The sequence below is a fragment of the Lentzea sp. NPDC004789 genome (genome assembly GCF_053601075.1).
In genome coordinates this window covers 280,879-296,279 of sequence record NZ_JBSGBE010000002.1, presented here as the reverse complement: position 1 = coordinate 296,279, position 15,401 = coordinate 280,879, and the positions used below count along the sequence as shown (strand labels likewise).

The 15,401-nt window shown below is 70.6% G+C and carries 8 protein-coding genes; 3 read left to right on the top strand and 5 right to left on the bottom strand.

Annotation, left to right across the window (positions count from 1 at the left end):
* Positions 1 to 47: 47 nt before the first annotated feature.
* The 3 genes from ACWEIJ_RS05460 to ACWEIJ_RS05450 all read left to right on the top strand — a co-directional run bounded on the left by ACWEIJ_RS05460 (position 48) and on the right by ACWEIJ_RS05450 (position 6,897).
* A complete protein-coding gene (locus tag ACWEIJ_RS05460) occupies positions 48 to 860 on the top strand; it encodes an SCO6745 family protein (protein WP_449835952.1) in 813 nt (270 codons plus the stop codon).
* A gap of 81 nt (positions 861 to 941) precedes the next feature.
* Positions 942 to 5,255, top strand: coding sequence for an amino acid adenylation domain-containing protein (locus ACWEIJ_RS05455; protein WP_449835951.1), 4,314 nt, complete (start codon positions 942 to 944; stop codon positions 5,253 to 5,255).
* Positions 5,248 to 6,897, top strand: a complete 1,650-nt coding sequence (locus tag ACWEIJ_RS05450) for a beta-ketoacyl synthase N-terminal-like domain-containing protein (protein ID WP_449835950.1) — start codon at positions 5,248 to 5,250, stop codon at positions 6,895 to 6,897. The genes ACWEIJ_RS05455 and ACWEIJ_RS05450 overlap by 8 nt, the downstream gene beginning before the upstream one ends.
* On the opposite strand, the gene ACWEIJ_RS05445 is transcribed toward ACWEIJ_RS05450, so the two are convergent.
* The 5 genes from ACWEIJ_RS05445 to ACWEIJ_RS05425 form a co-directional block, all read right to left on the bottom strand.
* The gene (locus ACWEIJ_RS05445) at positions 6,829 to 7,617 is read right to left on the bottom strand and encodes an SDR family oxidoreductase (RefSeq protein ID WP_449835949.1); all 789 of its coding nucleotides are present in this window, start codon (positions 7,615 to 7,617) and stop codon (positions 6,829 to 6,831) included. The genes ACWEIJ_RS05450 and ACWEIJ_RS05445 overlap by 69 nt on opposite strands.
* 73 nt (positions 7,618 to 7,690) lie before the next feature.
* Complete coding sequence (locus ACWEIJ_RS05440; protein ID WP_449835948.1) at positions 7,691 to 8,266, bottom strand: TetR/AcrR family transcriptional regulator; 576 nt, start codon at positions 8,264 to 8,266, stop codon at positions 7,691 to 7,693.
* A 60-nt stretch (positions 8,267 to 8,326) separates the two neighbouring features.
* A complete protein-coding gene (gene ctaD / locus ACWEIJ_RS05435; protein ID WP_449835947.1) occupies positions 8,327 to 10,090 on the bottom strand; it encodes an aa3-type cytochrome oxidase subunit I in 1,764 nt (587 codons plus the stop codon).
* A 59-nt stretch (positions 10,091 to 10,149) separates the two neighbouring features.
* Positions 10,150 to 11,475 (bottom strand): esterase/lipase family protein, encoded by a 1,326-nt coding sequence (locus tag ACWEIJ_RS05430; protein WP_449835946.1) that lies wholly within the window; start codon positions 11,473 to 11,475, stop codon positions 10,150 to 10,152.
* The gene (locus ACWEIJ_RS05425) at positions 11,475 to 15,365 is read right to left on the bottom strand and encodes a hypothetical protein (RefSeq protein WP_449835945.1); all 3,891 of its coding nucleotides are present in this window, start codon (positions 15,363 to 15,365) and stop codon (positions 11,475 to 11,477) included. Before ACWEIJ_RS05425 ends, ACWEIJ_RS05430 begins: the two co-directional genes overlap by 1 nt.
* Positions 15,366 to 15,401: the final 36 nt, after the last annotated feature.

Genomic DNA, 15,401 nt, shown 5'->3' with positions numbered 1-15,401 from the left:
TCTGACATTTTCTGGGGCTCGCACACGCGCGGCAGTAGGTTGGCATCATGATCAGAACTCTGTGGCGTTCGCTCGAAGCCGTGCACGCGATGATCTACTTCGCCCCCGAGGCGGACCGCAGGTACACCGCCGCCGGGCTCGACCGGCCCGGTGGCTACTTCGCTTCACGGGCCGCCGCGCTCGGGCCCGTCAGCGCCGAGGTCGTGATCTCGACGTTCTACAACTTCAACCCCGCGCTGGTCCGGGCCCGCATCCCCGAGGCGTGGGAGAAGGTGTCCCCGCAGGAGATGCTGAGGCTGCGGCGGGAGGCGGCGGACGAGGCTCTCGCCAAGGTGCTGCCGGACGACCTCAAGGAGATCACCGACCTCGCCCGGCGGGCGGCCGAACGGGCCACCGAGATGCTGAGCGGGCGCACGCTCTTCGCCGCGCACGCGAGCCTGCCGTGGCCGGAAGAGCCGCGGTTGCAGCTGTGGCACGCGCAGACGTTGCTGCGCGAGTTCCGGGGTGACGGTCACCTCGCGGCGTTGCTGCGGCACAACATCACCGGTGTCGAGGCGCTCGTGCTGCACGCGGCGGAGGGGGAGATCCCGGCCGAGACGCTGCGCAAGACGCGTGCGTGGCCTGAGGAGAAGTGGGCCGAGACGGTGGAGGACCTGCGCGGCCGCGGGTTGCTGAACGACGAGCAGCTGCTGACCGAGAAGGGACGCGAGCTGCGGCAGAGCATCGAGGACGAGACCGACCGCATGAACGCGCCGGCCTACGACGTGTTGTCGGAGCAGGAGAAGCAGCGGTACGTCGAGCTGGCGACGCCGCTGAGCAAGGCCGTCGTCGAGGCCGGGCTGATCCCGGGCCGGCGCTGACCGGTCGCCCGCTCGTCGCTGCCGCGCTACCACTGGCCGTTCGGCTCGAACCGGCGCAACCGGGCGGACGTGCAGTGGGCGATGAGTACGCTGCCCCGGCTGTTCGCCGCCTCCGTCGCCGTTGATCCGGACGCCGTCGCGCTGGTCCGCGGGACCACGCGGGTGTCCTACCGGGAGCTCGACGCACGCGCGAACTCCTTGGCGCGCAAGCTGGTCGCGCGGGGTGTCCGGCCGAACGACCTCGTCGTCGTCGACACCCCGCGCTCGATCGAGTACGTGGTCGAGATCCTCGCGGTGCTCAAGGCGGGCGCCGCGTACGTGCCGATCGACCGGGAGTGGCCGCAGGCGCGCAAGGACTTCGTGCGCCGGGAGGCCGTCCCGGTGCCGGGCGAGGTCGCCCACGTCATGTACACCTCGGGCTCCACCGGGCAGCCCAAGGGCGTCCTGATCGGTCACGCCGGCGTCGCGGCGATGGCGAAGCAGGACTTCTGGCGGCACCACCGGAAAGTGCTCGCGCTGGCGTCCACGGCGTTCGACGCCTCCACCTACGAGATCTGGGTGCCGCTGCTCAACGGCGGCCAGGTCGTCTTCCCCGAGCACGACGTCGACATCGCCACCATCGAGCACGAGATCAACGAGCACGGGATCACCGCCGCTTTCCTCACGGCAGCGCTCTTCCACCTCGTCGCCCAGGAACGGCCACAGGCGCTCAACGGCCTGAAGGAGGTCTGGTCCGGCGGTGACGTCGTCAAACCCGAGGCGGCACAACGCGTTCTCGACGCCTGTCCCGGCATCGAGGTCTACAACGCCTACGGTCCAACGGAGAACACCGTCTTCGTCAGCCGCCACAGGGTCACCGACACGACCGGCCCGTTGCCGATCGGCACGCCGTTCCCCGGCGTGCGCACGAAGATCGAGAACGGTGAGCTGCTCGTCGCGGGCAGGCAGCTCGCCCTCGGCTACCACCGCCGCGAGTCGGACAGGTTCGCAGGCGGCTGGTACCGCACCGGCGACCGGGTCACCCGGCGCGAGGACGGCACGCTGGAGTTCCACGGCCGCGTCGACCGCCAGGTCAAGATCCGCGGCCATCGCGTCGAGCTCGAAGAGGTCGAGGCCGCACTGCGTCCCCTGACGCGTGACTGCACCGTCACCGCGCACAACGGCCGTCTCGTCGCATATGTGGTCAGCGACAAGGAGAACCTCCGCGAGGAACTCGCGAAGACCCTGCCGGACTACCTCGTCCCGGCGGAGTTCGTGCACCTCGACGGCCTCCCGCGCAACCACGCCGGCAAGGTCGACCGCACGGCTTTGAAAACCCCGGCCGAGCAACTCGTCTGCGACCTCGTCAAGGACGTCCTCGGCGAAGAGCTGACACCACAGGACAAGTTCATTCCCCACGGTGACAGCATCAGCGCCATCCAGCTGGTCAGCCGGGCCCGCGCGAAAGGCCTGCGGCTCAGCGTCCGCGACGTCCTCGACCACGACCTCCGCACGCTCGCCACCAAGATCCACCACGTCCCGCACACCGGACTCACGGATCTCCCGGACGGAGAACTCCCGCTCACCCCGCTGCAGGAAGGCCTGTACTTCCACGCCCTTCTGGAGCCCGGCAGCTACCTGGTCCAGCTCGTGTTCCACCTGAGGGGAGGTCCGGACGCGGCACGGCTGCACCAGGCCGCCGACCGGCTCGTCGCCCGCCACCCCGCCCTGCGCGCAGGTTTCCGGCCGGGCCCGGTCCAGTTCGTCGAACCGCGGGTCGCGGTCCCGTGGCAGGAGACCGGTCAGGACCTCGAGACCTTCCTGGCGGCGGACCGGGAGATCACCTTCGACCTCGCCACCCCGCCGCTGCTGCGCTTCACGCTCGTCCAGCCCGACGTGCTCGTGCTGACCTGCCACCACCTGCTGTTCGACGGCTGGTCGGTCCCGCTGCTGCTCGAAGACCTGTTCGGCGGCAACGAAGAACCGCCGCACCCGTTCCACCACCACCTCGCCTGGCTGCGCGACCAGCCCAGGACCGGCACCTGGCGCAGGGCACTGAAAACCCTCGACGAACCCACGCTGGTCACCACGAGCCCGGGAACCCGCCCCCACGCCCGCCTCGAAGGCGCTCTTCCCGCCGCGACCGCGGACATCGCCCGCCAGGCGGGAGTCACCCTCAACACCGTGATCCAGACCGCCTGGGCGCTGCTGCTGGCCACGATGACCGGCAAGAACGACGTCGTCTTCGGCGCCACGGTCTCGGGCAGGTCCGCCGACCTGCCCGGCGTTGAGCGCGTCGTCGGCTGCCTGATCAACACCATCCCCGTGCGGATCACCCTCAGCGCCGGCGAAAGCGCCCACGAGCTGCTGGCACGCGTCCGCGACGAGCAGCACGCCCTCCTGCCGCACCACCACGTCGGACTCGCCGAGATCCAGCGCGAAGCCGGGCTCGGCCAGCTCTTCGACACCCTCACCACCCTCGAATCCCGGCCTCAGTCCACAGTGGACGAAGTAGTGCACTGCGAGAGTCTCGACGCCCCGCATTACCCGCTGTCGCTGGCCGTCCGGCGCGACCTCACCGCCAGGCTCAACTACCGCCCGGACCTCTTCGAGCACAACGAGGTCCGCACGATCCTGCGCCGCCTCAACCGCATCGTCGAAGCCCTCGGCGCGAACACGAAGGTCGGCGAGATCGACGCCCTGGACCCCGAGGAACACGCCCGCCTCCGCACCTGGAACGCCACCGACACCGAAGTGCCGCAGCAGACCCTGCCGGAGCTCTTCCAGCACCAAGCCACCACGACACCCACCGCGACAGCGATCTCCCACCAGGGCAACGACATCAGCTACGCCGAGCTGCTCGACCGGGTCGACACCAACGCCCAACGCCTCGCAGACCTCGGAGTCGTCAACGGCGACCTCGTGGCGCTGAAGATGCGCCGCTCACCCGAGTTCGTCATCGCCATGCTCGCGGTCACCAGAGCGGGAGCGGCGTACGTCCCGATCGATCCGGACTACCCGCCCGACCGCATCGCCCTCATGCTCCAGGACGCGAAACTGACCCTCGACTCCTTGCCGGATTTCCGCCCCACAGCAACAAAACCACCATTTCCGCGACTGAACGACACCGCGTACGTGATCTACACCTCCGGCTCGACCGGCACGCCGAGAGGCGTCGAGGTGACCCACCGCGGCATCGCCGGCCTCGTGACCGCCCAACGCCGGGCCCTGGAACTCACCGCGGGTTCCCGAATCCTGCAATGGGCGTCACCGAGCTTCGACGCCGCGTTCTGGGAGATCGCCGGTGCCCTGCTCACCGGCGCCACGCTGGTCGTCGCCGACGCCCACGACCTCAGGCCCGGCGACCCGCTGAGCGATCTCCTGCACCGCGAGCGGATCACGCACGTGACGCTGCCGCCGAGCGTCCTCGCCGTCCTCCCGGACACCGCGATCCCACGGGACACCACGATCACCGCGGCGGGCGAGCCCTGCCCGCCGGACCTCGCCGCCCGCTGGTCGCGGCACCGGCGGTTCCTCAACGCCTACGGCCCCACCGAGGCCACGGTGTGCGCCACCATCAGCGACCCGATCACCGGCCGGGACGCCCCGATCGGCCGCCCGATCGAGAACACCAGGATCCACCTCACCGACGCGCTGGGCAGGCTCGTCCCGCCCGGTGTCACCGGAGAGCTGCACATCAGCGGACCCGGCGTCGCCAAGGGCTACCTGCACGGCGAACGGTTCACCACCTACCGCACCGGCGACCTCGCCCGCTGGCGCGAGGACGGCGTGCTCGACCACCTGGGCCGCGTCGACGGCCAGATCAAGCTCCGCGGTCACCGCATCGAGCCCGCCGAGATCGAGCACGCCCTCGCCCGCCACGCCGGCGTCCGCACCAGCGCGGTCGTCTCCACCGGCACCGGTCTCGTCGCTTTCGTGGTGCCGCGGGGAGAACTCCGGCCGGCGGCACTGCGGGCACACCTGCGGTCCGTGCTGCCCGGCCACATGGTCCCGTTGATCGAACCGGTCGAGTCGCTGCCGCTCACCCCGAACGGCAAGCTGGACCGCCGCGCGCTCACCACCCGCGCCCGCCACCGGCTCCACCTCCCCGGCCAGGACACGCCCGCGACGCCCGCACAGCACCAGATCTGCGCCGCCTACGAGGACGTGCTCGGACGGGAGAACGTCGGCGTCCACGACGACTTCTTCACCATCGGCGGCGACTCCCTGCTGCTCGCCGGGCTGCAGGCCGTGCTGGCGGACCGGCTGCACCGCCACGTCCCGATCGCCGACCTCTACACGTGCCGCACGCCGGCGGCACTCGCCGCCCACCTCGAACGCGGCCCCGACACCGCCACCACCGACCGCGCGGCACGCGTGAAGGCCGCACGGGTCAGAAGGGCACACCGTGGATGACCCCGACATCGCGATCATCGGCCTGGCGCAGCGCCGCTGCACGCCACGGGACGACATCGCGCTCTTCGACGCCGACTTCTTCGGCTACACCCCCGAGGAAGCCGCGGTTCTCGACCCTCAGCACCGGTTGTTCCTCGAATGCGCCTACCACGCGATGGAACGCGCCGGCTACGTCGACTGGGACGGCGTAGCGGGCCTCTACGGCGCCATGAACGTCAGCCACTACCTGCTGGACCAGGTCGGCCCGTGGCACACCTCGGCCGACGTGCTGCTGGGCAACATGCCCGACGGCTGCGCGGCCCGCGTCGCCTACGAACTGGACCTGCGCGGCCCGGTCCTGAACGTCCAGGCCGCCTGCGCCTCCAGCCTCGCCGCCGTCCACCTGGCCTGTCAGGACCTGCTCAGCCACCAGTGCGACCTCGCGCTCGCGGGCGGGGTGTCGGTCGACCCGGACGCCAGCGGCAACGGCGCCGGAGTCGTCGTCCTCAAACGACTCGACGACGCCGTCGGCGACGCGGACCACATCCACGCCGTGATCAAGGGCAGCGCCGTGGTCAACGACGGCAGGAGCCGCACGAGCCCCAACGGCATCGGTGCCGCGGGCGCGCGAACCGCCGCCGTCACGGCACTCGCGATCGCGGACGTCGACCCCGCGCAGGCCCGTCACCCCGAACCGCACGACCCCGAACTGGCCCAGGCCGCGGGCGTCCTCAGCCTCATCCACGCCGCTCTCACCGTCGGCCACGGCTACGCGAGCGTCGCCGCCGCGGGGTCCGGCGGCGCCCACGCCCACGTCGTGCTCGGCGAGGCCCCGAAACCCCCGCAGACGCCCAGAACCGGCTGGCACCTCCTCCAGGTGTCCGCGAGGACCGAACGGGCGCTCACCGAGCTCACCGAGCAGCTCAAGGCCACGCCGCACGCGCTGGCCGACGTCGCCCACACCCTCCGCGCAGGCCGCCGGCGGTTCCCCCTCCGCACGTTCGCGGTCGCCCAGGACGGCCAGGACATCGAGTTCGCGGCGCCCGCCCGCACCGTCGGCGACGCCGCCGTCGTGCTGAAGTTCAGCGGTCCCGGCACCGAACGCGACATCGCCACCGCCCGGGCCCTGCTCGCCACCGGCATCACCCCGGCCCTCCTGCTCGGTCTGGGTCTCGGCGAGTACGCGGCCGCCGCGGTCGCCGGCTCCCTCAGCGACCAGGAGGCCGTCGGGTTCGCCACCGAACGCCGATGCCCGGAACGCTACGAGAAGGAGATCGCGAACTCCGCCCCGCGCGCCCCGAGGATCCCGCTGCTGTCCGGCACCACGGGCTCGCTGCTGTCCGAAGCGGACATCATCGACTGCCGTCACTGGCTCGCGGTCGCCGAGGACCTCGGCCCGGCCGCCCCGGGCCTGCCCGCGAACGCCGTCGTCGTCGACATCTCCGCGGCGTCAGGCGAACGCGGTGTGCTCGCGGCCATGGGCACGTTGTGGGCGCACGGCGTCGAGCTGCCGAAGTTCCGGCCCGCGCGCAGGGTGCCGCTGCCGGTGTACCCGTTCCAGCGGCAACGGCACTGGCTGGAGCCGCGCCAGTGGTCAGCTGGCCTTGAGGGTTCCGCCGTCGATGACGAGGTCGGCTCCGAGAACGCCGGCGACGACGGGTGATGCCAGGAAGGTGATGAGGGCCGCGACTTCCTCGGGTTCGGTGATGCGGCCCGAGGCGACGCCGAACGTCGCGGGCAGCGCGGCCAGGAAGTCCTCGTGGGTCGCGCCGAAGGTCTCGGCGACCTTCGAACCGAAGCCGTCGGGGTCGCGCCACAGTCCGGTGCCGACGGGCCCTGGCGAGACCGTGTTCACGCGCACGCCCTGTGGCCCGAACTCCTCGCTCAGGCGCTTGCCGAACGCGGTCAGCGCGGCTTTCGCCTCGCTGTAGCCGACAGGGCCTGTCGAGGGAACTCGCGCGTTGATCGAGGAGACGTTGATGATCGCACCGCGTCGAGCGATCAGGCTCGGCAGTGCCGCGCGGGACGCCCGGACCGCGCTGAACAGGTTGAGGTCGAGGAGGTGGTGCCACTGGTCGTCGCCGGCATCGAGGAAGCCGCCGAGCTTCAGCTCGTCCACATCGCCTGCTCCCACGTTGTTGACCAGAATGTCGACACCTCCTGTCTCGTCGAGTGCGGCGTCGATGACGGACTGCGCGCCGCCGGGCGTGGACAGGTCGGCGGCGACGCTGAGTGTGGCCACGTCCTTCAGCTCGGGCGTGATTCTTCGTGCCGCGCCGATCACCCGAACGCCCTCTTTCACGAGCGCGCGTGCTGTCGCCAGCCCGATGCCTCGGCTTGCGCCGGTGACGACCGCGGTCTTGCCCGTGAGTGCGAGATCCATACCGGACCACCTTTCTTGAACTACAGGTCAAAAACAGGGGCGTGCCGAAGCGTCCTCCGGCACCGCAGTGGTGCTAGAGGACGCTCAAGGCGGTGTCGATGATTCGGTGCAGAGCAGGGGCTTCGTGGGTCATCGCCATCACGCGCAGCCCGGCGAGCGTGGTGGCCAGGTGCTCGGCGAGCGCCTGGGCATCGCGATCACGCGAGACGTCTCCGTCGCGCTGTCCCCGCTGGATCCGGGCCGCGAACCAGCCGGTGGACTCCTCCTGCATGCGACGCAGCTTCTGGGCGATCTCGGCGTCCTCGCCGGCCAGTTCGACCGCCGTGTTGCCGATCAGGCAGCCACGACGCCGCGGTTGGGCCAGGTCGGAGTCGACCACCGACCTCAGTGCGTGGCGCAGGCACTCGCGCGTGGATCCCGGGTGCTCGAGCAGCCGCTGAGCCATCTCGGCGACCTGCTGGTGGTAGAGATCCAGGCAGCGGTCGAACAGGTCCCGCTTGCTCGTGAAGGCGTTGTAGAGACTGCCCTTGGCGACCCCGGTGGCGGCCGCCAGCTGCGCCGGTGAAGTGCCGCCGTAGCCGTGGCTCCAGAACTCCTCCATCGCGCGCGACAACACCACGTTGTCGTCGAACGCTCTCGGCCTGCCCACCGCGCGACCGTATCCAGTTCTAGACCTACGGGTCAAGAACTCCGTCCGCGACCTCGACGGCTAGTCGGTCTTCATCTCCCGGTCCGTCGACGCCAGCGCCTTCTCGGTCGGGCCGTCCGGTCCGGCGCGGTGCTTTCCGGGATGCATCAACGAGAAGTGCGCCTCCTCGCGCATCCGCTCGACCATGTGCGGGTAGTGCAGCTCGAACGCCGGGCGCTCGGACCGGATCCGCGGCAGCTCGTAGAAGTTGTGCCGCGGCGGGGGAGAGGTCGTGGCCCACTCCAGCGAGTTGCCGTAGCCCCACGGGTCGTCCTGCGGTGCCGGGTCGCCGTAGCGGTAGGAGCGGAACACGTTCCACACGAACGGCAGCACGGACGCGCCGAGCAGGAACGAGCTGACCGTCGAGATCGTGTTCAGCGTGGTGAACCCGTCGGAGGCGAGGTAGTCGGCGTACCGGCGCGGCATGCCCTCGTTGCCCAGCCAGTGCTGCACGAGGAACGTGCCGTGGAACCCGATGAACGTCGTCCAGAAGTGCAACTTGCCCAGCGGCTCGTTGAGCATCCGCCCGGTCATCTTCGGGAACCAGAAGTAGATCCCGGCGTAGGTGGCGAACACGATCGTGCCGAACAGCACGTAGTGGAAGTGCGCCACCACGAAGTACGTGTCGGACACGTGGAAGTCGACGGCGGGCGCCGCGAGCAGGATGCCCGTCAGGCCGCCGAACAGGAACGTCACGAGGAAGCCGACGGCGAACAGCATCGGCGTCTCGAACGTCAGCTGCCCCTTCCACATCGTGCCGATCCAGTTGAAGAACTTGATGCCCGTCGGCACCGCGATCAGGAACGTCATCAGCGAGAAGAACGGCAGCAGCACCGCACCTGTGGCGTACATGTGGTGCGCCCACACGGCCACGGACAGCATCGCGATCGCCAGCGTCGCGAACACCAGGCCCTTGTAGCCGAACAGCGGTTTGCGGCTGAACACCGGGAAGATCTCGGTCACGATCCCGAAGAACGGCAGGGCGACGATGTAGACCTCGGGGTGGCCGAAGAACCAGAACAGGTGCTGCCACAGGATCACGCCGCCGTTGGCCGGGTCGAACACGTGCGCCCCGAGGTGCCGGTCCGCCGCGAGGCCCATGAGAGCCGCGGTGAGGATCGGGAACGCCAGCAGGATCAGCACGGACGTCACCAGGATGTTCCAGGTGAAGATCGGCATCCGGAACATCGTCATGCCGGGTGCCCGCAGCGTCACGACCGTCGTGGTCATGTTGACCGCACCGAGGATCGTGCCCAGACCGGAGATCGCCAGGCCCATGATCCACAGGTCGGCGCCGACGCCGGGCGAGTGCACCGCGTTCGACAGCGGCGTGTAGGCGAACCAGCCGAAGTCCGCCGCGCCGCCCGGCGTCACGAACCCGGCGACCACGATGATGCCGCCGAACAGGTACAGCCAGTAGGAGAAGGCGTTGAGGCGCGGGAACGCGACGTCCGGCGAGCCGATCTGCAGCGGCAGGATGTAGTTCGCGAACCCGAACAGGATCGGCGTCGCGTAGAGCAGCAGCATGATCGTGCCGTGCATGGTGAACAGCTGGTTGAACTGCTCGTTCGACAGGTACTGCAGGCCCGGCCGCGCCAGCTCGCCGCGCATCAGCAGCGCCATCACGCCGCCGATCATGAAGAACGCGAACGACGTCGTCAGGTACATGATCCCGATCTGCTTGGGATCCGTGGTCTTGAACAGCGAGAGGAAGTACGAGCCCTTCGGGCGTGCGCGAGCAGCCCCGGGATGGGGTACTACGGGCGTGGGCTTGATAGTGGTCATAACCCCGTCGCGCCTCCTCACTGGGCCCAATTTTCAGGGCGGAAACATCGTCCTCCCGGTCAGACGTCGGGGCAATCCATGACGAGCACCGCCGAGGTCACCGGCACCACCGGTGCACCCACCGAGATGCCGCTGACCTGCACGCAGTACGCGCCGGGGGCCAGTCCGCCGAATTTGATCGCCATGGTCTCGGAGATCGCCGGGCTGCGCGATTCGACCTGTCTGCCGTTTTCGTCGAGCACCGCCACCTTCAGCGCGCGCGGGGTGGTGTCCTTCAGCTCGACGGTGACCTCCAGGTCCTCATCGGCGAGCACCAGGTCGGGCACGACGACCTGCGGTTCCGTGGCCGTGACGTTGCGCGGCACGATCGTCGTCGAGGTCAGGAACGCCTCCACCATGTCCAGCACCGCCGAGTTGTCCTGCAACGACGTGTGCTGCTCGACGACCCGGTGCAGGGTGTTCGACGACAACGCGAGGCCCTTGCGCGCCGCCCCGACCATCGGCACCGTGGCGTCGCCATAGAGCTCCTGGCCCTCGTACGTGCGGTAGCAGGTCACCTTGCCGTCGGTGATGCGCGCGGTCGTGGCGGTCGGTTGCTTGCCACCGAGAATCGCGTACGTGCGGTCGGCGAACGAGTCGGTCAACGCGCCGTGGAACGCCATCGCGTCCGCGACCATCTTCGTGTCGAGCTCGGGCAACGTCGTTTCGGTCGTCTTGACCAGGCCCTGAGGCGACTCGATGCAGGCGTACTCGGGCAGCAGCTGGTGCAGCGACGGCAGCGAGCGCGCGAACTCCGTCAGGTCGGCCGTGAGCGGCCCGAGGCCCTTGCGCACGCCGTTGACCAGCTGTTCCAGCGCCGAGGCCGCCCCGCGGAACGGCGTGCCCATGGTGATCAGCTTGTCGGTGCGCTCGGCCGTCCCGCACTGCTCGATGCACCACCGCGCGACCAGCCCGCCCATCGAGTGGCACACGAAGCTGACCTTGGCGTCCGGGCCGAGCCGGTCCAGCGCCTCGTCGACCCGGCGAGCGAGCAACGCGCCGTTGTAGCGGTTCGACAGCCGCCAGTCGTAGGCGAAGAGCAGGAGGTTGCCCTTCTCCACCGTGTAGCCGAGCGAGTTGAGCCGCTTCGTCACCCGGTCGTAGCCCTTCAACGGCGTCCAGATGCCGGGGATGACGTGCAGGTCCGCCATCAGCGCCACGGCCTCGACGCCGTCGCCGGGGTGCTCGTCGCCGATGCCGGCGGGCAGCCTGAGCCGCTGCAGGCTGCGGCCCAGCGTCAGCACGGCGCGCAGCGCGGCCCTGCCGGACACCTCCCAGACCATGCCGCCCGCGTCGGCGAGCGTGCTGCCGAGAATGCCGGGCACGACGACGACCAGCTGGTTCATCAGGACTCCTCGGCGAGCGTGCGGATGAGGGTGAGCAGGGTGGGGTCCGCGGGCACCAGGTAGGTCAGCTCGTGGATCCACGCCAGGCGCTGCTCCGGTGCCGGCAGCGCCGGCCGTGCGTCACCGGCGCGCGCTCGCGCGACCACCTTGTACAGCGCGGCCAGCGGGTACGGCTCCAGCGCCGTCACGGCCTGGGTGAGCGCCTGTGGTGACGTTCGGGCCACCAGCCCGCGCAGGATCTCCGTGGTGCGCTCGGGGTCCTCCTGGGCTTCCAGCACGAGGTCGAGCACGTCGGCGTCCTCGTCGGCCAGCAGCAGCAACGCGTGCACGGGCCGGTTGTCGCGCACGTTCTTCACGACTTCCTTGTCCAGCAGCTCCTCGCGGCGCGTCGCGAGCAGCTCGCGGCGGCGGGCGGGCGTGGCGTCGACGAACTCGTCCGCGAGGCTCGCCAGCAGCCACGGCCGGTACGCGTGCTGCACGCCCTGCTGCCGCGCGGTCGCCCGGCGCGACTGGATGACCTGCGCCTCGATCAGGCTCGTCCCGTACAGCGCCTCGGTGACCGCCACGTCCGCGTCCGTCGACAGCAGCTCGGGGTGGTCGAGCAGGACCGCGCGCTCGTCGGCGTACGAACGCGCGAACACCCACTTGCGGGCGGTGGCGAGCAGCGTGCGGTCGACGGTCAGCCAGTCCGGCGTGGTGTCCCACGGCCACGGCCCGGAGTCGTAGTGGCGGCGGGCGATGTCGTGCACGTCGTGGATCGCCTGCCGGGACTGCCCGACGTGCGTGAGCGCCTGGCACAGCCACCTCGCCGCCGCCGGGTCACCGGCCCTGGTCGCCGCCGCCCGCAGCGTCAGCAGCGTCGCGAGGTGCGGGCCGGTGAACCGGGCGGTCACCCGTTCCCACGTCTCGTCGACGGTCCCGGGCTGCTTCAGGCCCGCGCAGAGGACGTCGATCGTGAACAGCGCGGCGGCCAGCGTCGAGAGCCGGTCGGTGTTCTCCAGGCAGACCTCGACGGTCCGCAGCCCGGTCGCCAGCGCCTCGCGGGGCTTGTCCGCGTCCCGCTGCCGGCGCATGAGGTTGTGCAGCGCCTGGGCGTGGACGCGCAGCCCCTCCGCGAGGTCCGCCGCCTGGCGCGCGCTGGCGAGCGCCTCGTCCCGGCGGTGGATCATGCTGTAGGCGACGCTCAGGCTCAGCGCGGCGTCGGCGAGCTGCGGGCGGAACGCGGCGTGCCGCCCGAGCGTGCCGCTGATCTCCGCGGCCTGCCCGGTGGTGCTCGCGGCCTCGGACAGCCGGCCGAGCGCGAGGTGGTCGCGGGCCAGTTCGACCAGGGCGCTGACGAGGTCGGCGAGGAACACCGGGTTCGTCTGCGCGAGCGCGTAGTACAGCTCGACGGCCTGCTTGGAGCGTTGCATGGCCTCGTAGCGGCGGCCGGTCTCGCTGCACCGCGTGGCCAGACAGGTCATGGCGCGTGCGAGTGGGGCGTCGGAGTCAACTGCCGCGACCGCGTCTCTCGCCGTCGACAACGCCTCGTGCCTGCGTCCCAACATCGCGTAGACCTCGCTGAGGTCCACCAACGCCCCACTCAAGTGCGCCGCATACGTCGGGTTGTCCCCACCGTGCGTCGTCGTCTTCGCGATGCGTTGCGCAAGCCGTTTGTGCGTAAGGGTTTCCGCGGTCGTCGGTGTCGACGCGACCAGCTCGCGGTACCGCACCACGGCCTCCTCGGCGGGCGCGACGGCCTGCTGCACCCGGCCGGCCTCGCGGAACCGCCGCCCGAGCTTGTTCAGCACGAAAGCCAGGTCCGCCAGGTACATCCGAATCGTCGGCACCAACGTGCGGAAGTGCTCGGCGGCCTCTTCCAACGGTGCGATGGCGTCGTCGCCGCGACCCCAGTGCATCAGCTCGTTGCCCGCGGTGGTGGCCGCGAGAGCGAGGTCCGGCAACAACTTCTGGTTCATCATCGCCAGCTCGCGCAGGCCGTCCAACGCCCGCGCGCCCGCGTGACCGCAGTGCCGCCACGCGTACTTCCACAGGTAGCCCGGCACGTCCGGCGGCACGCCCGCCTCCAGCCGCTGCCGGTACAGCGCGATCAGCGCGGCCGCCACCGTCTCCGCGCCCGGCGCGAAGACGACCTCCCGGCTCGGCGCGAACTGCGGCCGCAGGTGGTCGGCGAACGTCTGGTGCGTCAGCTTGAAGACCGCCGTGCCCTCCTCACCGTCCTGCACGATGTGACGGCCCAGTTCGGTGAGCACAGCGGTGACGTCGTCACGGCTGAACCGCTCACCGGACAACGCTTCGGCGACCGCGCGCCACTCCTCCTCGGGGAACCCCGCGCCGTAGCTCCACGTCAACGCGGTCAGCAGCGCACGTGCGGACGGCACCTTCGCGAGCTCGCGGTCGAACGCGGCGTCCAGGGAGAGCTTGAGGTCCGCGCCGCCGTCGGCGAGCACCTGGTCGGTGATCATCCACGCGGTCAGGAACGGCAGCTTCGCCAGCTCGTCCACAGTGGACCGCGGTGCCGCCGGTCCCAGCCGCGCCAGCACGTACTCGCGGACGTCGGAGGCGTTGTCGGCCTCGTCCAGGTTCAGGATCTCGACCGGTGACAGCTCGGTGAGCAGCGGCGCGCCGCCGGCCACCCGGTGCGCCTGCCGCGTCGAGACGATCACGACGGCGCAGCTCGCGAGCTTGGTCAGCAGCGAGGTCGCGATCGAGAACGACTCACCGCGCGCCTCGTCCAGGCCGTCGACCACCAGCACCGGCGGCACGGCGAGCGTGCTGACCACGCCGACCAGCTCGGCCGCGCCCCGCCGCGGCCCGTCGGGCTCTCCGATCAGTCCGGCACCGACCAGCTGGCGGCTGAGCAGGTCGGCGACGCGGTCGGCGTCCATCGCGCGGGCGTGCACGGCCGCGTCGACCGAGCCCGGTCCGGGATCGGCGTGCCGGAACGGCGGTCCCGCGGTGAGCAGCAGGTCCCGTTCGGCCGAGTTGGACAGGCTGACGACCCGCCCGAGGACCGCGGACTTGCCCGTGCCCGGCGACCCGGTGACCACGCGCAGGCCGGCGGTCCCGGACTTCACCCAGCTCACGACCTTGTCGACCTGGGCGGTGCGGCCGGCGAACCACGACCGGTTGTCCGTCGAGTCACCGCCGCGCGCCGCGAGGAGCAGGTGCTTGGCGACCGCGTTCGCGGCGTAGAGCGGGTTGGGCAGCATCGGCTGTGCGGACCCGTACTGCATGAAACGCGGCCGTTGGACGTCGCTGTCCCACGCGTTCAGCAACGCCGTGCCGACCGCGCCGCCGTCGACCAACGCCGTGCGGTCGCTCCATCGCCGTGCGTCCTCGTCGGCCGTGGGACCGGCACGCAGCAGCTTGCGCAGCTTGCCGCCGAACAGCCCGTCCCGGGCCGTTTCGACGCTCGAACACGACACCAGCACGCCCGCCCAGTGCACCTGGCCCGCGAGCAGCTCCTCCTGGATCGCCGCGACCGTGCGCACGGCCTCGTCGAGCTGGGCCCCGGAGTAGCAGGCGTCGATGATGATGAGCACCTGGTGCGCCCCCGACGCGGCACACCACAGCGCGAACTCGTGCAGCATGATCCCGTCGACCACGCCGTCGTTGTCCCTGGCCAGCAGCCTGAGGTTGCCCGCGACGGGGATCGCGTGCCCGCTCCACAACGCCACCAGCGCGCCGCCGTCCTGCGGTGTCGTGCGCAGCGCCTTCATGTGCGCGCGGATCTCGGCCTCGGCCGGGTCGGCCAGCGGTTCGCCCTCGTAGCCCTTGAGCAGGGCGTGCAGCTCCCGCACGTCGCTCACGGCGTGCTGCAGCGGCTGCACCAGCTCGTAGGAGCCGACGCCGATGCCGACGAACCTGCCTCTGACCCTTTCCCTCATGCGTCACAACCCCCTGTCCACACGTCGCGGGTGGGC

Bases quoted from the DNA above. Each gene is read 5' to 3' on its own strand.
- ACWEIJ_RS05460 (WP_449835952.1), top strand. From the start codon at position 48: ATGATCAGAACTCTGTGGCGTTCGCTCGAAGCCGTGCACGCGATGATC.
- ACWEIJ_RS05455 (WP_449835951.1), top strand. From the start codon at position 942: ATGAGTACGCTGCCCCGGCTGTTCGCCGCCTCCGTCGCCGTTGATCCG.
- ACWEIJ_RS05445 (WP_449835949.1), bottom strand. From the start codon at position 7,617: ATGGATCTCGCACTCACGGGCAAGACCGCGGTCGTCACCGGCGCAAGC.
- ctaD (WP_449835947.1), bottom strand. From the start codon at position 10,090: ATGACCACTATCAAGCCCACGCCCGTAGTACCCCATCCCGGGGCTGCT.
- ACWEIJ_RS05430 (WP_449835946.1), bottom strand. From the start codon at position 11,475: ATGAACCAGCTGGTCGTCGTCGTGCCCGGCATTCTCGGCAGCACGCTC.
- ACWEIJ_RS05425 (WP_449835945.1), bottom strand. From the start codon at position 15,365: ATGAGGGAAAGGGTCAGAGGCAGGTTCGTCGGCATCGGCGTCGGCTCC.